The sequence below is a fragment of the Undibacterium sp. Ji42W genome, assembly GCF_049340405.1.
Lineage (GTDB): Bacteria > Pseudomonadota > Gammaproteobacteria > Burkholderiales > Burkholderiaceae_D > Undibacterium.
Map to the genome: position 1 here is coordinate 1 of NZ_JBMPOV010000005.1, position 19,980 is coordinate 19,980.

Consider the following 19,980-nt stretch of genomic DNA (forward strand, 5'->3'; position numbering starts at 1 on the left):
AATACTACAAACTCACCACAGAAGATAACTACGAATACTATCTGACCGATGGTATCGGCATCACCAGCATCAAAGACCCGAACGGCAACACACTGACCTACAGCGACAGTGGTGTCACCCATTCCAATGGCACGGCTGCCACCTTTACCAGAGACGCCAGCCACCGCATCACCGCCATCACTGACCCGGCAGGCAAACAGCTCCGTTCAACAATCAGCAGACGGTGACTGACCGCAGGGGCAATAAGACGACCTATACGTATGACAATAACGGTAACGTCACCAAGGTCGTCAATGCGTTGAATCAAACAACGACTTATACCTATGATGCCAATGGGAATCAGGCGACGGTGACTGATCCCTTGGGCAACACTACCAAGAGCACATATGATCCGCAGACTTATAAGCAACTGAGTGAGACTGATCCGTTAAATAAAACGACAACTTGGGATTACGATACGAATACGCGTACTCAACTGAAAACCAGCACGGATGCTAAAGGTAATGTGACATTCTTTAGTTACTTCGCCAAAGGCACGCGTGTAGATCAGCCATTAGGTAGTTACACCCATATTGGTAATGATGATGCAGGTAACATCACATCATTGACGCTCAGTGATCAACTGACACGTTATCAGAATGACGTTAAGGGCAACAGGATCAGCGAGACTGATGCAGCGGGCAAAGTCACGACTTATGCCTATGATGACAATGGTAAAGAACTCAGCCGAAGCTGGATCGCTATAGTAAACGTCAATGGTGTACCGACACAAAAAACCGTTAGTGTCACCAGAACGCTGGATGCAGAAGGACGTGTTATCAGCGAGACGGATGCATTAGGCGCGACCACCAAAACGGAATACACCGCTGGTGGTAAAGTCAGCGCAACGACCGACCCGCAAGGCCGCCGTACCAGCTACAGCTATGACGACACCGGCAAGCTGACGACCACTACCCATCCTGATGGTAAAACTACTACGACTGCTTACGATGCAGGCGGCAACAAGGTCAGTGAGACTGATCGTCAGGGTAGAAGCGTACGTTATGAATATGATGCGCTGAACCGTCTCATCAGAGCAACCGCCGCTGATGGTACCAGTACCAGCACAGGCTATGATGATTCGGGGCGTGTTGCCAGTACGACTGATGCACAAGGCAACACAAGCACCAATGGTTATGATGCTGCTGGTCGTCTGACCAATCTGACCGATGCGAAAGGCAAACAGACGAAGTACGAGTATGACAGCGTTGGTAACCGCACCAAGATCATTGATGCCACCAGCAAAGTAACGCAGTTTGAATACGATGCACTGAATCGCCTCGTCAAAACAACGTATCCAGACAACAGCACCAGTAGTACGGTTTGGAATACGACAGGTACTAAGCAATCAGAAACAGATCAGGCAGGTAATACCACAGTTTATGGCTATGATCCGGTAGGCAGGCTGAACCAGGTCACGCAGACCAATGCGGCCACACAACAGCAAACCATTTATGGCTACGATGTCAATGGCAACAAGACCAGCCAGACCGACGCCCAAGGTCACGTCACAAGCTGGAAATATGATGTAGATAGTCGCGTTACCAGCAGGACTCTGCCAGCAGGTCAGACAGAAAGCTTTGCGTATGACGTGGCAGGCAACCTGACACAGAAGACTGACTTTGCAGGCAAGGTAACAAGCTATGTCTATGATGTTCTAGGTGAACTGATTCAGACAAATTACCCGGATGGCAGCAGTGTCAGTACAACTTATACGGCGGCAGGACAAATCGCTAGCAGCACCATATCGGGCGGTAGCAACAGTAATGGACGACAAAATGGTCAGGCGACATATACTTATGATGCTAATGACAGGATCACGAAACAGGTCAAACCGGATGGCAGTTACCTCGCGTATGCCTATGACGCCAACGGCAATATCAGCCAGCGCAGTACCGCAGCAGGCACAGTCAGCTATGGCTACGACAAGAATCAAAGGCTCATCAACGTAACCAATAGTGCGACCAATAGCAGCACGACATACACCTGGGATGATGCAGGACGACTGGCGAATGCAACGACACCGGATGGTATTACTGCAAACTATAGTTATGATCCGAATGGACGTTTGCTGCAACTGTTGCACATTAAAGGCAGCGGTGTTGTTGCTGGCAGCCGTTACACATTAGCGGCCAATGGTCAGCGGACGAAGGTGGAAGAGTTTGACACGCAAAGCACACAAGTAAATCTGCTTGCTGCAAATCCTGTCCGCACGACCAGTTATCAATATGACGGTGTGAATCGGTTGACGCAGGAACTTGTCAAAGACAGCGCAGGCACAACGACAAGAACGACTGACTATGTGTATGACAAAGTAGGCAACCGCAGCTAGAAGACTGAGACTACAATAAGCGGTACAACGACGACTACTTACACTTATGACGCCAATGACAGGCTGACGCAGGAAACGAAAACCACTGGCGCTAACAATGTCGTCACGACTTACACTTGGGATGACAAGGGTAACTTGAGCACGAAGACCACAGGCGGACAAGTCGCCGTTTATGGCTGGAATGCTGACAATCGTCTGGTGGAAGTGAAGCAGGGTAGTAATCAAGCGACAGCGATTGCGGTGGCACGTTATAGCTATGATAGCAATGGCAACCGCGTTCAGAAGAGCGAGCCTGGTCAAAACACCAGTCCTGACAAGGTTACCAATTACCTCGTGGATGAGACCTTCGAGTATGCGCAGACAGTGCAGGAGACAACTTCACAAGCCGGTGCTACAGAAAGTACCAGCTATGTGTGGGGTAATGGACTGATTCAACAGAGCAGGGTAGGTCAGTTAAGTTACTATCATGCGGATGCATTGGGTAGTACTAAGGCGTTGACTAATAGTAATGGCAGCGTAACTGATGCTTATCAGTATGATGCATTTGGGGCGGTGCTCAATAATACGGGGATTACCGCCAATAATTATCGTTATACCGGCGAGTATTTTGATGACATCATTGAGTTGCAATATAACCGAGCTAGGTGGTATAGCGCTGACAGCGGTAGATTTGTTTCGGTTGATTCTTTCATTGGCACGTTTGAAAGACCATTGACACTAAATAAATATTTATATGCTAGTGCAAATCCCTTAAATATTCTTGACCCAAGTGGATTGGAGAATCTTCCAGGACTGATGACTGGAGTTGAGGGTAGCGGGACAGGAAATAGTATTGCGACGCCTCAAGTGGGGCGGATGGCGTTTAAGAAAACAGGTTGTGCTTTGATGCAGTTTGCTGCTGACGAAACAATAAATTACGGAATTTACATACTGACAGATGGACTTGGAAATTTTTATGTAGGGCAGTCTAACGATATTACTCGAAGATATTTTGAACATTTGCAAGGTATTCGCAAGAAATTTAGAGCTATGGTAGCTGTTTATCCAGTTGAACGCTTGTTAGGACAAGCTGGCAAAGATTTGCTTCAGAAAGCCGAGCAATATGTTATGGATGCATTGAAAGACGCAGGTCATAACATTTCAAATTCACGAAATGCAATTAGTAAATCAAGAGGTCGTTTGCGTAATGATTTTCTGAATTTTTGTAAATAGAAAAATATGGAAACAAAAAATTATCTCGAAACGCTTTCTATCAGCGGAACTGATGAAAATTCGGTTCGTCGAATATCAGAATTTAAGTTTGATCTTCTTCAATTAGTCAATGGAGGCGAAATTTGGCATGATCTGCGATTCCTCATTCCCTTTAAAAATAATATTAAGAAACTTCGTGTTTCAGGTATATTCAACGGATTTTTGGGATTGGAGATGTTGAGCGAGTTGACTCAATTGGATTTGGAAGATTATCCACCATTGCCAGTAGTGGATCTCTCATCTTTGATTGAACTTCGAATCTGCAAAATGGGCTGGTCTCCCAAAATATTTGGAGAGCGTTTTTTTTCTATTCCTGTGTTAGAAGAGATTTCCATAACGAGGTACAGAGGAGTAAACTGTGTCGAAATTGGTCTTGCTAAAAAATTAAGGCATCTTAAATTGAGGCATGGGAAATTAGAGAGTTTGAATGGCATCGAAGGATGCAGTTTACTTGAGGAAATGAGATTTATAAAAGTTACAGGATTAACTTCATTAGACGGTATAGCAGCATGTAAAGCATTGAGAGTTATTGAAATCGAGAAAGGTTCAGTGATTGAAAATATTGCAGAATCTTTTTTTGGATGCTCAAATTTAACAGAAGTTTTTTTAGAGGGAGACTTTGAAATAGCTAATCTGTCATGGATTGAAAAAAATCCCAATATGACTAAATTTAGAGCAGATGCTGTTGTTCTTAATATCGATTGGCATAAACTATTTGGTGCTCCAAAGTTAGATGAAATTGCGTTCAGACATATACCAAATGCATTATGTTCAGATGATGAAATTAAAGATATTGCGAAATCCCAAGGAAAGAAGATTCAATGGATTGAGCATGGTGGAATTCGTCGTTTACCTTGGGTTGAGATTCATTTTGCAATATGAAGTTGCTGCCCTGTTCAGCGTTCAGTTAAACCAAACTCCTCAGCCAGATCAGCATTTTTTGCAAAATCTGACGAAGACTTTGGTTCAGTTGAACACTGAAATGATCATTTTTTAATCATTGTGAACAATAAAAATTGTCCGCCTGATTGAAATTTAAGCGATTCATTTGCTGGAGGCGATCACCACCCTGAACACCTGAAAATGTTCAAGATCGACAGCTATTTTGTTTTATGAGGGTGTCGCTAACGCTGCAAATAGTAGCCAGTCAGCAGACCATCCCAGGCACTAAAATACTGAACAGATTTCGGTGCTGACGTGTAAGGATTTACACCAGTCCACACCTCAGCAGGCGTATACCCATGCAAATGCTGATGCGGCCTGACCAAGTTATACCAGGTCGTAAAATCGACCAGCAAGCAGTCGAGCATCAAGCCATTGACAGGATCAGTCAGATTCAATTTTTCTTTGAGCGTTAAAAAGAAACGCTCAATTCTCCCGTTTTGCCACGGCTTGCCAGGTTCACTGAATTCCTGACGAATACCCAGTTCCTTCAGAGCTTGCCTAAATTTTTTACTGCGAAACACAGACGCATTATCTGTACGAATAATTGTAGGCTGACCAAACAACCGCATCGCCTCTTTGATGCATTCCAGTATTGCTGCCGATGTCGCCAGCTCCAACCGCTGCAATAGCAAATTCATCCGCGTGCCATGATCCAAAATGCCAAGAATGAAATGCTTCACGCCATCAGCTGTCACTTTACCCGTACCATCAATACACCACCGCAAATTCGCAGGACTCGGTTCTGGAAAACGATTCCTCGTCTCTTTACGAATAGCTTCCATCTCTGAACAGTGCTTCTGTACCCAGTTATATACCGTCCCCAAACTGATCGTCATACCCTTATGTGGATAGAGCCGGTTAAACTCCATCATGATCTGGCGATAGCTTTTACCCTCTGCAAATCTCTCCAATACAAATTGCAAAACCCAGCGTGGTTTAGGTCTGCCAGTCCGCCTTCTGTGCTGCTTCGCATAAAACTGCTTCGCTGGCGGGAAGAGGGCAGAAGCATATTCCACTCCGGAGCCTACCATGCCAATGCTGCTATTTACACCAAAACCTCATCCAAAAATCAAAGGATCTGACATGGATATACAACTGAATTTTATCAACAATTCGAATGACGTTAATAATTCAGAAATTGTCATCTTCCAAAAAAATGTGGCAACAGATTTTGACGAGTTGTCCGTTGCCTGGATGGTCATCAAATATTGCGGTGTTGGTGACAACCACCCATTTACTTTTCCCATGAGCATGTCTGTTGGTGCCAGCGATTCATGGGGTAACTATACACCGCAGTTAGCCGCGCAGAATGCGCGGTCTATATAGTATGGCGCTCACGACGTCCGGTGACAGGCTGGTTCCTTATGGCAGTGGTACCAGTCCCAGGGAAGTACAAGTCCTTAATAATTTGTCGAAAGGTGCTATCAATGCATCTATCTATAAAAATGGACAATTGCTGGCGACTAAAACTTCCATCGCTCCGCATCAAAAAGCAGTGTTCGAATTCGAGCCAACAATCTGGATAGGCGTTGCTTCTCAGGTCGAACAAGGTCAGGTCATGAACTCGGCCATTATTTCGAATATCAATACTGAATTGTCACTGCTGGGTATAGCGAGTGCGGATATTGTCATGACCGGTGGTGGGCCAGGTCCCAATTCCACGCCTTTTTCTTTTAATCTGCAAAATATCGTCGTGGCCTGAGGACAGGTTCAGGGCTTGCCAGGTGGATCAAGCCGTATCACCGCCATCGGTGGTGGTTCATTCGGTAGCCACTTCTGATGGATGCGGGCGAATTGGCCTTCTTTCTTCAGCCAGCGCAAGGCATCTTCCCAAACCTTGATGGTGGCTGGTGAAGTGGAGGTGGAAAAAGCCAGGTAAAGTTCAAGGCTGTCGAGAACTTTGACTTTTTCCACATCATCAGCAGTATGGCCAATTTCCTTGAGCACGGAAGAAACTACCAGGCTGCCTTCGACCCATAAATCAAAGCGTTTAGCCAGCAGCATATTCGCAATGATTTGCGGTGTTGGCGCCTGTTCTATATTTTGGAAACCCTTCTTGCGGGCGGTATCTGCAAAGATGCTGGAACGATAGGCACCGACCTTGAGTTTTTGCATCTCATCGCCCATGCTGTTCAGGCGCGTGGCATTGCCCTTGCGGGTATATAGTGAGGTGGTGGAGATGGCGATGGGACCCAGCAAGACCATGAGCTTTTCACGCTCTTCAGAACGTCCAACCGTAAACAGCAAGGTATTCGGTTCTTCCAGTAGTGCCTTGTAGCCGCGTGCCCAGGGTACGACTTGGATGGGTTGGCTGCTGCCTATATGTGCCTGCATGGCTTGCACGACTTCGACAGCCATGCCTTCTGCCTTGTTGCCGCTGCCAAAGCTGATGGGTGGCCAGTCTTCAGTGAAAATTTGCAGGTCTTGTGCCATTACCGGCGTCATAAAACCGGGCAATACCAGTATGCCTAGCAGCAGGATGTTAAGCAGGCGGGAATAAGTCTTGAAGAAGGAGGCATTTTCCGGGCGCATCTTGAACCATTATCTTGTTGTGCAAAATGTAAGTAGCATGAGCGGATTGCGATGATAGTGTCTTGCGTGAGTATTGCATTAACGGAATTTACAACAATTGCTGCCCTGAAGATAGCTGTATGCAAAAACTGTGTCGCTTATGACGCATGCCGACACAGTTTTCTACAAAATGGGATTTGAGTTTCAGGCGGGTATTCAGGTTTTTTCAGCAGATGGTTTTTCCGTCATCCTCAATTCCAGTGCATTTTTACATTCGGTGAAAGTACCGCTGCGGCCATGCACGCCAACCAGTTGCTGCACTTGCAGTCGATGTTGTGTGATCAGACTGTCCAGCTCAAGGCCTACATCAAACACGGGCGGGATGGGGCCGACCTCAGGCAGGTAAAACAGGTCCCCCTGAAACAGGGTCTGTGTGCTGGTTGCGGTTTTTGCCCTCAATACCTGGCCGCTGTTGCGCTTGATGATCATACTGGCAGGGCGGCCTGTTGCATCATTGAAATTCACTGGCAGGCAATTTTGATTTTCAGCACCAGGTAAATTGATGGGCATGCGCATGCTGTCAAGTTCCAGCAAGAGTGCCGGGCTCAGGAATAGCAGGTCGGCATATGCATTGCGTGCCTCAGCGGCGTTCTCGCGCTCTATCTCTATGCCTTGCCGCCATGGCAGCAAATCCACCGCTGCCGCACCGTCTTTGTTGCCAGTCGTCAGGAAATGAAAGCGTATAGTGCCTGGCCACACAGATTCACTGATGGTGCGAAACTGTCCGTCTTTTTGTAATATCACTTGCTGCTTGAGCTGCTTGAGCTGCTTGAGTTTGATTTCTTGTTGCGCACTTTGTGGTGTCGCAACCCGGTGTGATGCAAAACGCACGCCCTGTATCTCCAGCGTGAGTGCAAAAGCAGAGGACATGTCTTGCGCCATGATGCGGCTGCCAGAAAATAAAATACAGATACCGGTAGCGGCCAGTATCAGCCGCAAGCTATGTGATGCAGGCAAGGTTGTCTCTCGTTATTGGGTGAAGGTAGTGAAGCGGTCAGCCTTGATATGGCACACAGCTTTGGGCAAGAGACAGCAAGACTGGTTCAAAAAAACCAAACCTTGGCAGCATGCTTTCGTCACATCACAGTAAAGCGTGAGACGGTAAGGAAGGAAATGCAGGAATGAAGATGCGAATGAAAAGGGGGGAGGGGGAAGGGGCGCGATTGCCACATCTCCACGAGACATACGTGTCAGGTCAAGCAACTTTAGAAAAAGTGATGGAAGAAAAAAACCAGCCTGTAATCCCTGTGACAGGGCAGGCTGGCTTTTTGCGGGGCATCAGGTTCTAGCGTTCGCTCAAGCCACGCATCTTCGCATTGCGTGCATCATCCTTTTCTTTTGCAGGTTCAGCCTTTGGTGCTGGAGCCGGCGCTGGTGCAGGGGCAGCCCGTGGCGCTGGAGCCGGGGCTGCTACTGGAGCGGGAGCAGGCGTATGCACTATTGCTGGTGCCGGAGCCTGTCTCTGTTCCATTCTTGGCTCCATCCTTTGCTCCATGCGTGGTGCCTGTTGCGGTGCTGGCTGTATCATGGGCTGGGGGGCCTGTCTTTCTACCGGCCTTTCCACAGGCCGCTCTACCGGCGCGACTGGCACTGGCCTTTCCCTCGTGCGTTCAACCGGTCTTTCATTGCCACGGTCTATACGCTCTGGCTGGCGTTCCACACGTATTTCCTGTGCTGGATTATTGTTGATGCCGTTGCCATATCTGGATGACCTGTCATTGTTTTCTACTGGCCTGTTCTGGTTCACGGGATTGGGCGTGCCCATGATGGCATTATTGACCGGGGTATTCGCGGCAGGCGAGCGCATAGGTGGATTGCTGATAACATTGACCGAGGGGGCAACATTCGGTGCGACATTATTGTTTGACTGCACATTCACTGTTGCCGCTGGTGGATTAGCTGATGGATTATTCAGCTGCGGACGCTGATAAACATTGTTGCCCTGGTTGACAGTGTTAGGCGCGCCATTGCTATAGATGCGGGGCGCGTTACCCTTTATTTCCGGGCTGCGGTTCATATTGCCCATGCCCTGATTGGACGGGTTATTCGCTGGAGCAAGACTATTACCGTTGGCAGGTGGCGTATTGACTGCATTTGAAATAATGCCCGACACGGTATTAGCCGGAGCTGCCAGATTATTTTGTCCGTGTGGGCTGCCGTTCACTTCTGCCGGACGGTTCACTGGCCTGGCTTCATTCGGATTCAGGTTGGTGATCGTGCCAGCATTGCGTGCCGGAGGCATGTCCAGATTTCTTTGCCTGAATTGTTCACCGCTACGCAAGTTACCCTGACGTGCTTCACCAAAACGGTTATTGCCAACAGGTGTAATATTCGGTGCCTCGGTGACTACCACCGGCGCCTGGCGGTTTTGTACTGCTGCGACAGGATTCCTGGAGACTGGCAATACATGCTCACCGCGTACAAAGGTGTTGGTAGGTACGATGGTGACAGCGTTACGCACATTCTGGTTAACAAAGCGGGCATTGGTAATGCTGCTGTTGACCACCATGTTTTGATTCAGGCGTTGTATGTATTGATTGCTATGGGCGTAACCCGGTTTATAGACTTCACCAGGCCCCAGCGGGAACCATGCAACCGAGGGATGCGAACCTGGCTTCGAACCATAATAATTATTGACGTAAGTGTTGCCACCGACAAACGCCACCAGGGCCGGTGCATATACTGGGCGTATATGTTGCTGGCGAGGACCAGGCACCCAGGCCCAGCGTGTGCCCACATAAGCCCAGCGGCCATAGTGATAAGGCGCAAATCCCCATGGGGCACGATCTACCCAGGTCCAACCCCATGGTGCAACCCAGACCCAACTGCCATCGCGGTAAGGTGCCCATGTCACGCCGACCTGGCGCGGATACCAGACTGCGCCATAATCGCTGGTGGTTTCCCATGACCCATATTGGTCAAGCTGTTCATAGCCTATGACTTCACGCGAGACATAGCGCACGGTTTCTACACTTTCTTCGGCACGGTCGCGGTCTGCTGCCCACATGTCAAAAGTATCTGGCGGTGGTACATAGCCTATCATTGTATGTTGCAGATTCGCTCCAGAAAAGCGCGACTGCTCGCCTTGTCTTATGGTGACAGTATCGCGCTCGCCACGGGCAATCCCAGTGCCACGTCTTACCAGCACAGTGGTGGTATTGTCGTCGTTGACATTGATCCTGTATTCACCAGGCTCCTGCAATGAGAACACCAGGTTGGGTGTGCGTATGTCAAAGTTTTCTTTATTGTTGAGCTCACGCACGCGTATCACCACGCTGCCCTGGTTCAGGTCGATTTGTGTGTTGTCATCATCCAGCAGGCTGAAACTCATGCGTGTATTTTCTGCCAGGCGCAGGGCATTTGGCCCTACATGCATTTCTGCCTTGCCTGCGTACGGCACTTGCAGACTGTCGCCGGTAGAAATTGGGCGGTTTTGTACCAGCGAGCTCCAGTTATTGCTGCCCGCATCGGCAAAACTGACATTGCCATAGGAATAACTGACCCTGGCGACGCGGCCGGGTGGCTCATCCTGAGCCTGGGCCGAACCTAAATAAAACAGGCCCGCCACTGCCAGGGCGGCAATTTTCAGTAAAGGCTTAGTATGTGTACGAGTATGTGCTGACATGAATTTCTTCCTGCGCGAGTAATGTGGGTGAGCAAATTTGCTCCATAATTACCTTAACGCACGAGCAGGGGTTTTGGATGTCAGGTATTTCACATTATTTGAAATTTCTGCTGTGCATTGCACAAGTGATTGATTTTGTTCGACTAAATCCCCATATCATTGATCTTGCGCAGCCATTGCTGACCTAGTGCAACCAATTCCGCATTGAATTCAGGCTGCAAAGAAAAATGCCCCCAGTCAATTTCTGCATACGTTTTTTGACCTGACAGGCGTCGGTAGCAATCGCGTGTCAGTTGCGGGTTGACCATCTTGTCCCGCTGTTGGTTGATGACCAGTACCGGTACTTGTGTATTTGCTTCCAGTGGGATCGCAAATGCGGTATCGAGCATGCTGGCGAAGTAGCGTGCCGTCACTGTACGCAGGGTTAATGGGTCAGCCTGCCATTTCGCGTAAAAGCCGGTTGCCAGGTCGCGTTCATCCATCATGTTTTCAAAACGTGCCAGCGGGCGATAGGGCAGGCGCATGCGTGGTGCCAGTTTTGCCAGCAGGTCACTCATGGCTCTGCATGCTCTGGCCAGGCCGGGAATGTTTGCCAAGCCTGCAAAACGGGTAAATGTGAGGCCAGTGACAGCGTCACCAAAGTCATACAGGTTCAGGCAGACAGCTGCTACCGGGGGCTTACCCTGTTGTGCCAGCGCGGCGGCAGCCGCATATGTCAGGCCACCACCTATGCTGCCACCGCAGAGGTAGAGCGGGCCAGCAAACTCTGCCCTGGCCCAGGCCGCCACATCGAGGATGTTTTGCACAGCCTCTGACACGGTAAAGTCGCCCATCGCGCCGCCAGAGCGGCCCTGGCCTTTCTGGTCTGGTACGACGACGGTATAACCATGCTCATAAAAAGCCAGGGCCAGGCCGACAAACAAGCCGCCGTAGCCACCGCCACCGTGATTCAATATCAGCACAGGGGCAGTGTTATTTACCTGCTGATACAGGTCTATATGCAACTCCACTCCTGTGGATTGCAGGTGCCTGGTTTGTACCACGGCCAGCACACTTGCCAGCAAAGCAGGGTCATGGTAGCAGTGCCAGTAAGTCTGGCTGGAGCGTGCCTGGGAGATATTCATGCTGCGACAGTCCCGTCAATGTTTGTCGGGCTATAATATGAATAATCATTCATATTGTCTATTCGCATTCGGAGGCTGTTTACTGCCATGACAAAATCGCGCGTACAGTCTTTAAAACAGCCTTCTCAGCAACGCTCCAGGGTCACCGTGCAGGCGATACTTGAGGCAGCTATTCATATTTTCGATGCGTTTGGCTATGCTGGGGGTACTACTTCCCGCATCGCCAGCCGGGCTGGAGTTTCAATAGGTTCACTCTACCAATACTTTCCCAACAAAGACTCGATACTGACAGCATTGGCTGAACAGCATATGGCCGAGGGTCTGGCGCTCAGCGTGCGCCTGCTGGAAACCCTGCGCTCGACCACGCACGCTCTTGAGCCAGTATTGCATGACATCGTTGGCCACATGATTGCCCTGCATGAGCACAATCCAGGGTTGCATAGATTGCTGTACGAGGAGGGATTGTTACCAGCACAATTGCGGCAGACTGCCAGACAGGCAGAACAGTTTTTGATAGAAGAAGTGGCACGCTGCCTGAGTGTGCGTGCGGATGTCGTCGTTGTTGCTGACCGCCAAATGCAGGCTTATTTCGTGGTGCATGCGATCGAGCATTTCACGCACAGGCTGGTGATAGACCAGGCACCGGTGGAGTTTCAGTCGCGGGGGAAGAGTGAATTGGTCGGTATGTTGCACAAGTATTTGCAGGCATAGACCTGGAAAGGGCGTAGGTTGGGCTACGGTTTACCAGCCCAACACTCAGCGTCTAAAAAACGTATACGTTTGCAAAGACCCAGTGTTGGGCTGATACCCCGTAGCCCAACCTACGAAGTTAGCCCTCCCCTTGCAGGGGGAGGGAGTCTTGCGATATTGCACCTACATCATCACATTTATGATGGCATTACCTATCCCCAGGATAGCCGCACCTGAGATCAGGCCAGCACTGATAGCCTCACAACCCTCTACCCAGAAAGTATGGCCTTTCGTGCCTTTTTCAGCATTTCTCTTGCCCATGTACCAGAATATCAAGGCACCCAGCCACATGGCGAAGCAGGATTCTGGCGGCAAGACTACGCCCAGGCCGATGGATACGGAAGACAGCGGCAAACGGCCACGGGTGATGACGTTGGTTACTTCAATGAACACCGCACACAGGCCAGCGACCGCCATGGCAATGATGGCAGACACGGGCAGGCCACTGACACCTTTGGCAATAATCTCGGCCACGCCCTTCCATTGCAGCGCAGACGGGAAGGCGAATTGCTCACTGACGATAGTCGCCGTGCTGCGCAAGCCATTGGCATCTGGTGGCAGGAACAGCAGGAAGAACAGTGGCACGCAAGCCAGTGCACCCGAGACGATACCGATGATATGGCCAATGACCTGATGACGCGGCTTGCCACCCAGCATATAGCCAGGCTTGATATCAGACAGCAGTGAAGACGCATTGAAGGCGATGTCAGCAGTCATACCGGCTGGCAGCAGGTTATTGGCTGGATTGCTGCGGTCCATCGCACCCATGCTGAATTGCGTGATCTTGGCCAGCGCACCGATAGGTGCCCAGGAGGTCAGCGCCATCGCATTGATGCAAATGATGGTCAATACAAAAATCAGCGGGAAGGCGATCAGCGCCATGATGTAAGGCACGCCAAACAGGGTGTTCACCAGCCAGGCAGCCAGTGCACACAAGATCGGAACACCGACATAAGAAATCCACAGCGGTACTTCAATATCCTTCAGCGGATCGGGGCCAGTATCTTTCTCTTTCTTGCCACCGCCAGTCATGGATTTGAAGGCCGCCTTGAACAGCTCAGGTTTCGCCAGCAAGCCGACCATGGAACCCACCACCATCATCGTCACTGCCCACCACAAACCCCATTGGTTGACAATCTCGGTACGGGAAATTGCCACCACCGTGCCATTTGGCAAAGTGCGGGCAGCGATGTCGCCGTTTTGTATCATCCACGGTGCCAGGATCACAAAGTTGATGAAGGCTCCCAGCATGACGCTGCTGGCAACCCGTATGCCCATCAGCCCGCCGACACCAAACATGGCAACATCCAGGTTCAGGCGCAGGCCCAGATTGCGTATGTCGGTACCCATGATCTTGGGTATCCACCACTGGAACTTCATGGCTGCCGTGTAGTAATAAGTATCCAGACGCTCAGGCAGGCTCCAGGCTTCCGTCATGCCTGCCCATTTGTCCATGCGCAATATCTTGAACTGTATCAGCCGCATCCAGCCATCACTGACGATGATCTGGTACAGACCGGCAAACAGGCTGGTATAACCGAGTAGCTTGGCCTTGTAGATGCCACTGCCTGCACCACCGGTGTAAAGAGAGTCAAGTACCACGCCACAGGCGCGGCCTTCAGGGAAGGGCAGTTGGTCTTCATTGACAAAACGGCGCTTGAGCGGGAAGGCGACCAGCACACCTATCAAGGCCACTACCGTGACCCAGATCATCATCTGCCACCACGGGATGATCTTGCCGGTGATGAGCATATACGCTGCCAGGCTGGAAATCATGGGGTTGACCATGTAGCCAGCAGCAGTGGCGACCGATTGCGTGAGGTTGTTTTCCAGAATGCTGTAGTCGGCAGTGATGCCCATGCTATGCAAGATCTTGAAAATCGCAAACGATAAAATCACCGAAGTCAGGCCAACACCAATACCAATACCAGTCTTGGCACCGATATACAGTGCCGTGGCGGCCAGTATGCCACCCAGCAGGAAACCTGTCAGGGCAGAGCGCAGGGTAAGCTGCGCCATGTCCTTGCGGTAGATATTGTCAAACCACCACTGATCCTTCTGTCGTCGTGTCCAGGTGCGTATCTGTTCATCATCCAGCTGTTGCAGAGCCATGTATCCTCCATTTTTATTAAGGACTTGCGCAAAACCACCCCGACTGCACAGCAAAGACTGGCAATAACAATTTTGCGTAAGCCCTGATTATGATCTGCTGCCTCGTGGGCCGCATATCTATCCTCAGTGTCACGCCATGGCTCAATTTTTGTAAGGATGAGCTCAGGCGGTAGCGCAATATAGTGTTAGCTGAAGATCATGTCAATTTTTGTGCACCGCGCTGATGAAATCAGCCTGAACTTGAACAAGCTAGAGGTGTCCAACAGCAGTAAAATGCTGGCAACAAAGTTTGTAATAAATACATGCGGAGAACATTTCATGGAACTCAATCAGGTAGCAGAAGCCTATGTCAAACTCGTCCTGGCAGTTGGTCAGCATGATCCCGGCTATGTCGATGCCTATTATGGCCCACCAGAATGGCAGTCTGCATCAAAAAAACTGCCCCTGGCAGACTTGTTGCAGCAAGCAGAAAAATTGACCGCGCAGGTACAATCCCTGCCACCTCCAGAGGCAGGACAAGAGTTGCGCCAGGATTTTTTACGCCTGCACGTCACCGCCGTGCGCACCTACATCGCTCATCTGGCAGGCCATAAACTGTCTTTCGATGATGAGTCTCTAGCCTTGTACGATGCCCGCTCACCTGATCTGAGCCCCGCAGATTTCGACCCCATCCTGGCTGAACTGAGCCAGCTCTTGCCGGGAGAAGGTGATTTGAATACCCGACTTTCTGTCTATGCAAAGCAATTTGAAATACCGCAAGACAAGCTGGATGTCGTCTTCAAAGCCGCCATCAATGAATCCCGCGCACGCACCAGGAAATACATCAGCCTGCCAGAAGAAGAAAATTTCGAGATTGAATATGTCAAAGACCAGGTCTGGAGTGCCTACAACTGGTACAAGGGCAGTAGCTATAGTCTGATACAGGTCAATACCGATTTCCCCATGTTCATCAGCCGCGCCATCGATCTGGCCAGCCATGAGGGCTATCCCGGCCACCACGTCTTCAACCTGCTCATAGAAAAACACCTGGTCAATGAAAATGCCTGGGTTGAATACAGCGTCTATCCCCTGTATTCACCGATGTCTTTCCTGGCCGAGGGCAGTGCCAACTACGGCATAGAAGTCGCCTTCCCGCATGCTGAGCGCATGGCATTTGAAAAAGAGACATTGTTCCCGCTGGCAGGCATAGACCCTGCCAAAGTGGATCATTACTATCAAGTGCAGGCAGTCCTGCAAAAGCTGACTTACGCTGGCAACATGGTCGCCAAACTCTATCTCGACGACGATATTGATACTGAAGCCGCCGTCGCCATGCTGATGAAATACGCCTTGTCTGATGAAGCCAGATCACGGCAACGCCTGCGCTTCATGGAAAAACACAGGTCTTACGTCATCAACTACAATCTTGGCCAGGATATGACCAAGGCCTATGTAGAAAAACTCGCCAAGGCGGGTGATGAACAAAGCCGCTGGCAAGTTTTTGCCGAGTTGTTGTCCAAGCCCCGCACCGCATCGATGATGAAAGTCTAACTCTCTGACAGCGCAGTTATCTTGCTTATCTGACGGGCCTTATCGACATCCGGACTGCGGTAAGCTTTTTCCGGTATTGTAGCCAGGGTCGATACATGTAGCTGCTGATTATCGAGCCCATAGAATTTCTGGAAGCTCATGATCAGCGGTTTCCATTTGTCCGGATCTATGCGGTCAGGATTGCCATACAGCAGTAGCGATGCATCGACATGCAGGCGTTGTATGCGCAATTCGAAAGTCAGTATGCCACCCTTGAGCATAGCTTCGTCTTCCGCAATGCCATGCATGGCTGCGACTGTACATTCTTGCTGCACCAGGCATTCCTGTACCCGCGCCGCTGTCACTGTTTCTGATGTTTGCGGCGTCAGGCCCGCCAGTTCAAATTTATTTCTCTCTAGTCGGTAACCGCGCGCTGCCTTCCAGGGCGACATCGCATCCGAGCCTGTCGTCAGTGCGAGTTTGTTGACAGCGGCTACTTCATTGACGGATGCCAGATTGAGTACGCAATGGCCGTTTCTTTTCAGGTTGCGGGCAGTTTGTGAGCTTGAGCCTACACCGATGACGGCACGCCAGCCCAGCCAAAAAATGGATGAGATAGGGGCCAGGTTAAAACTGCCATCTTCATTGACGGTGCTGACCAGGATGACAGGGGTGCCGAAATAGAGTATGGCGGATTCGCTGCTGATGTGCATGGTGTCCTCGCATGTGGGTTGTTCGATGTTTGATTCGATGGAGGGGGAGTATGCGGGGTGTTTTTTGTTTGGGCTGGCTGGAAACGGACGGGGGATTTTTTGCGATCAGCTTGAGGGTTTGCAGATATTAACCAAGTTAACAGTCCGTCGTGAAACAGCAATTTTAAATACGTCATTCCAGCGTGGGGTTAGCTGGAATCCAGTGGCGTTCTTAGCCTGTCGTGAAGTGTATAAACTTCTGAATCTTGGTATTTTGGGCGATTTGATTTTCAAATGCCTGCACACATAATTTAAGATTGCCGGCCGGTGGTAGACCGGCAGCTACCCACCTTTTTGTCTCGCCAAAAAAGGTGGGCCAAAAAGGCGACCCAGGCATAGCCGCCCCTACGGGGTTCCCGTTTGTGCAGTACAAAAAATGGGAAGATCCGAAACTCGCTACGCTCAGACAGCGGCTCTTCTTGATCCATTTTCTGTACAGCACAAACGGCTACACATGGGAACTTCGAACGTCAAAAACAACGGCAACCCCAGAGTCAAAACCAACAGCAACGTCAATACAACCAGCGTCACTCTTGCTATCAGTTCACATCATTCACTTAACCCTCCACCGGCATCAAAGCCCGCAAAGGTATCGGCGCCGACATGATGATGGAAGTACGCGTCTCACCATAATGATTAATATTTCCGACAAAGCTTTCCAGATGCCGCAAGTCCCTGGTAGCAACGCGCAACAAAAAAGAATCCTGCCCCGTCACATGCAGGCATTCCAGCACTTCAGGCAAAGATTTCAGATGCGCAATGAGGCTGGCTTTTTGCGGCTGGGGGACGGTGATACCGATGACGGCCTGCACTTGCAGGCCCAGCGATTCTGCGTTGACTTCGGCACGATAGCCTTTGATAACACCAGCTTCTTCCAGACGTTTGACCCTCTCTGATGTGGCGGGCAGGGACAGACCGGTTTCATCAGCGAGTGCCTTCAATGAAATGCGGGCGTCGCGTTGCAGGGCGGCCAGGATTTTCCAGGCTTTGGCGTCGATATCCATGATTTTAAGTCCAGATGAGGATGCGCAAGAATTATGAAGGCAATTTAGCAGTTTTACCTGAATTATTCCATGTTAATCACTGATTCAAATCTTCATACTGGAGCTATCTTCTTTTTGATTGGGGAGCAAGCATGGAGTGGGATTTATTTTTCAAAGCGGTGCTGATAGGCCTGTCGATTGCGGCACCGGTCGGCCCCATAGGCTTGCTGTGCATACAGCGCACACTCGCATATGGCATGCGTACCGGTTTTGTCAGTGGCATGGGTGCAGCCTGTGCTGATGCGGTGTATGGTGCGATAGGGGCATTCGGCATGGTAGCTATCACCGATTATTTTGTGTCGCTGAGTAGACCATTGGCAATAGCGGGAGCCGTGTTCCTGGCGTGGATGGGTGGCAAACTGCTATTGAGCAAAGTGCAGCTTGTGGATCAGGATGTCGCAAACAAGCAGACTGTGATCAACACATTTTTATCCATTTTCATGCTGACCATCACCAACCCCATGACTATCGTGTCTTTCATTGCGGTGTTTGCCAGCATCGCTGGCCCGGTTGCGGTGCATCCATCTGCGGCGGCTTTCATGATTGCGGGTGTATTTTCGGGGTCAGCCTTGTGGTGGCTGATCTTGAGTGGTGGTGTGGCATTGATTCGCGAGAAAATCAGCGTCACATTAATGACGCTGATTAACCGTGCAGGTGCTTGTTTGTTGCTCGGTTTTGCGGCTTGGCAAATTTGGGGTTTGCGTGCTGGGGCATAATATGCACCATGTTGAACAAGGCGCAGTATAAGTTTAAGCCGTCATGGAAGTATGAGCGACAGTATCGAAAAAAGTGATTGCCGGTGGCCGTGCCAATAAAGTTTCCATGCGCTGCAATGCAGCTTTGACAGACTCGGATTGCAGATGAAAATCACACGCAGCCTTGTCGCGATATAACTCATACACCATGAAATTATTGGGCTGATCTTGTTGCTGATGCACTGCATAAAAAATACTGCCAGCTTCTTCTTGTGTAGTAGCGACCAGTTTTTCCAGGATGCTTTTAACTTCGTCTTTTGCGGCAATACGGGTTTGCAGTTGAGCCAGTAATAACAACATGTCTTACTCCTATCAATGATGAAGAGCATGTAGTTTGCTTTAGCGGTGCTGGCTGGTATTGTAAAAATGCGTCTTCGTACGTGCCAGCTTCAAATATTGATCTGGGCTGATACCTGTGAGTTTTTTAAAGTCGTGAATGAAATGCGCCTGGTCATAGTAACCATGCTCCAGTGCAGTGATCGCCGTACTCTTTGCGTCGCTTAACATCAGACTGCGCAGGGTATGCTGAAAGCGGCACATGCATTTCACCGTGCTGGCAGTCTGCCCGCTGACAGCCAGAAACCGGCGTTCAAACTGTCGCCTGCCAATGTGAAAATGATCCGCCAGCCTTTGTATGCTGATGTCTGCATATCGTCGATAGAGTAGCGGCATGGCTTGCTCTATCAGAACATCTGTCGCTACCTGACGCATTTGCCCGAGCAGGAAGGTATTGATCAATTCCAGCTTTATTTCCAGCGTATCTGCATATGACAATTGCCAGCATAAAATGTTTGCTGCCTGACCCCAGATATCTTCTGCCGCCACAGCGTGGTCAGCCAGCTCCCGCATGGCGATGTCGGTAAACCGCGGCAACATGCCTATCTTGAAACGCACTGCGATAAAGCCAATATCTGCCGCCGCAACAAGAGCAAGCGTCTGCCGGCGCATGCACAGTAAATGACTTGGCGTCAGCTTCTCTACTGTATTTGTACTACCATTACGGTACTGAAATGGTGAACGATAATGAAAATACAGTTCCGCCCCTGTACCGGGTAATAATTCTGGCAAGGCGATGACTTCATCTGCTTCACTCTCCCAACCCCACAGGCGATCTATATAAGGATGTAACTGTGGGGTGGCTTGAATCTGAAATCTCTTCATTTTGATTTAAG

At 49.9% G+C, this 19,980-nt stretch carries 17 protein-coding genes and 1 pseudogene; 8 read left to right on the top strand and 10 right to left on the bottom strand.

The annotated features are described in order from the left end of the window. From ACO0LG_RS12050 to ACO0LG_RS12065, 4 genes are all read left to right on the top strand, one after another. Positions 1 to 227: hypothetical protein (locus ACO0LG_RS12050; RefSeq protein ID WP_423026596.1), on the top strand; the 227-nt coding region annotated here is incomplete at its 5' end. Further along, positions 224 to 2,371 carry a hypothetical protein gene (locus ACO0LG_RS12055; protein WP_423026598.1) on the top strand — a complete coding sequence of 716 codons (2,148 nt, stop codon included), beginning with the start codon at positions 224 to 226 and terminating at the stop codon, positions 2,369 to 2,371. The genes ACO0LG_RS12050 and ACO0LG_RS12055, both read left to right, overlap by 4 nt. 135 nt (positions 2,372 to 2,506) lie before the next feature. Then, positions 2,507 to 3,583, top strand: coding sequence for an RHS repeat-associated core domain-containing protein (locus ACO0LG_RS12060; RefSeq protein WP_423026600.1), 1,077 nt, complete (start codon positions 2,507 to 2,509; stop codon positions 3,581 to 3,583). 6 nt (positions 3,584 to 3,589) lie between these two features. Beyond that, a complete protein-coding gene (locus ACO0LG_RS12065; protein ID WP_423026602.1) occupies positions 3,590 to 4,504 on the top strand; it encodes a hypothetical protein in 915 nt (304 codons plus the stop codon). 242 nt (positions 4,505 to 4,746) lie between these two features. On the opposite strand, the gene ACO0LG_RS12070 is transcribed toward ACO0LG_RS12065, so the two are convergent. Beyond that, positions 4,747 to 5,598, bottom strand: a complete 852-nt coding sequence (locus ACO0LG_RS12070) for a transposase (RefSeq protein WP_423026604.1) — start codon at positions 5,596 to 5,598, stop codon at positions 4,747 to 4,749. Between the two features lie 52 nt (positions 5,599 to 5,650). Here ACO0LG_RS12070 and ACO0LG_RS12075 point away from each other — a divergent pair. Beyond that, a pseudogene (locus ACO0LG_RS12075) lies at positions 5,651 to 6,269 on the top strand (hypothetical protein). Between the two features lie 8 nt (positions 6,270 to 6,277). On the opposite strand, the gene ACO0LG_RS12080 reads toward ACO0LG_RS12075, so the two are convergent. From ACO0LG_RS12080 to ACO0LG_RS12095, 4 genes are all read right to left on the bottom strand, one after another. Further along, positions 6,278 to 7,099 (bottom strand): substrate-binding periplasmic protein, encoded by an 822-nt coding sequence (locus tag ACO0LG_RS12080; RefSeq protein WP_423026605.1) that lies wholly within the window; start codon positions 7,097 to 7,099, stop codon positions 6,278 to 6,280. A gap of 195 nt (positions 7,100 to 7,294) precedes the next feature. After that, positions 7,295 to 8,095, bottom strand: a complete 801-nt coding sequence (locus ACO0LG_RS12085) for a hypothetical protein (protein ID WP_423026606.1) — start codon at positions 8,093 to 8,095, stop codon at positions 7,295 to 7,297. A gap of 328 nt (positions 8,096 to 8,423) precedes the next feature. Continuing rightward, positions 8,424 to 10,763: a DUF6600 domain-containing protein gene (locus tag ACO0LG_RS12090; protein WP_423026607.1), complete on the bottom strand. Its 2,340-nt coding sequence runs from the start codon at positions 10,761 to 10,763 to the stop codon at positions 8,424 to 8,426. A 143-nt stretch (positions 10,764 to 10,906) separates the two neighbouring features. Next, entirely contained in the window at positions 10,907 to 11,887 is a 981-nt protein-coding gene (locus tag ACO0LG_RS12095) for an alpha/beta fold hydrolase (RefSeq protein WP_423026609.1), read from the bottom strand. 87 nt (positions 11,888 to 11,974) lie between these two features. On the opposite strand from ACO0LG_RS12095, the gene ACO0LG_RS12100 reads away from it, so the two are divergent. Beyond that, positions 11,975 to 12,598, top strand: a complete 624-nt coding sequence (locus ACO0LG_RS12100; protein WP_423026611.1) for a TetR/AcrR family transcriptional regulator — start codon at positions 11,975 to 11,977, stop codon at positions 12,596 to 12,598. A gap of 162 nt (positions 12,599 to 12,760) precedes the next feature. Here the strand turns inward: ACO0LG_RS12100 and ACO0LG_RS12105 are convergent, their stop codons facing one another. Further along, the gene (locus ACO0LG_RS12105; RefSeq protein ID WP_423026613.1) at positions 12,761 to 14,749 is read right to left on the bottom strand and encodes an OPT family oligopeptide transporter; all 1,989 of its coding nucleotides are present in this window, start codon (positions 14,747 to 14,749) and stop codon (positions 12,761 to 12,763) included. 318 nt (positions 14,750 to 15,067) lie between these two features. On the opposite strand from ACO0LG_RS12105, the gene ACO0LG_RS12110 reads away from it, so the two are divergent. Continuing rightward, positions 15,068 to 16,279: a hypothetical protein gene (locus ACO0LG_RS12110; protein WP_423026615.1), complete on the top strand. Its 1,212-nt coding sequence runs from the start codon at positions 15,068 to 15,070 to the stop codon at positions 16,277 to 16,279. On the opposite strand, the gene ACO0LG_RS12115 is transcribed toward ACO0LG_RS12110, so the two are convergent. After that, positions 16,276 to 16,971 (bottom strand): flavin reductase family protein, encoded by a 696-nt coding sequence (locus ACO0LG_RS12115; RefSeq protein WP_423026617.1) that lies wholly within the window; start codon positions 16,969 to 16,971, stop codon positions 16,276 to 16,278. The genes ACO0LG_RS12110 and ACO0LG_RS12115 overlap by 4 nt on opposite strands. A gap of 596 nt (positions 16,972 to 17,567) precedes the next feature. Further along, positions 17,568 to 18,014 (bottom strand): Lrp/AsnC family transcriptional regulator, encoded by a 447-nt coding sequence (locus tag ACO0LG_RS12120; protein ID WP_423026619.1) that lies wholly within the window; start codon positions 18,012 to 18,014, stop codon positions 17,568 to 17,570. 131 nt (positions 18,015 to 18,145) lie between these two features. On the opposite strand from ACO0LG_RS12120, the gene ACO0LG_RS12125 reads away from it, so the two are divergent. Further along, positions 18,146 to 18,769 carry a LysE family translocator gene (locus ACO0LG_RS12125; protein ID WP_423026621.1) on the top strand — a complete coding sequence of 208 codons (624 nt, stop codon included), beginning with the start codon at positions 18,146 to 18,148 and terminating at the stop codon, positions 18,767 to 18,769. A 33-nt stretch (positions 18,770 to 18,802) separates the two neighbouring features. Here the strand turns inward: ACO0LG_RS12125 and ACO0LG_RS12130 are convergent, their stop codons facing one another. Together ACO0LG_RS12130 and ACO0LG_RS12135 are read right to left on the bottom strand one after the other, a co-directional pair. Then, positions 18,803 to 19,108, bottom strand: coding sequence for a putative quinol monooxygenase (locus ACO0LG_RS12130; protein ID WP_423026623.1), 306 nt, complete (start codon positions 19,106 to 19,108; stop codon positions 18,803 to 18,805). A 39-nt stretch (positions 19,109 to 19,147) separates the two neighbouring features. After that, positions 19,148 to 19,969: a helix-turn-helix domain-containing protein gene (locus tag ACO0LG_RS12135; protein ID WP_423026625.1), complete on the bottom strand. Its 822-nt coding sequence runs from the start codon at positions 19,967 to 19,969 to the stop codon at positions 19,148 to 19,150. Positions 19,970 to 19,980 lie beyond the last annotated feature (11 nt).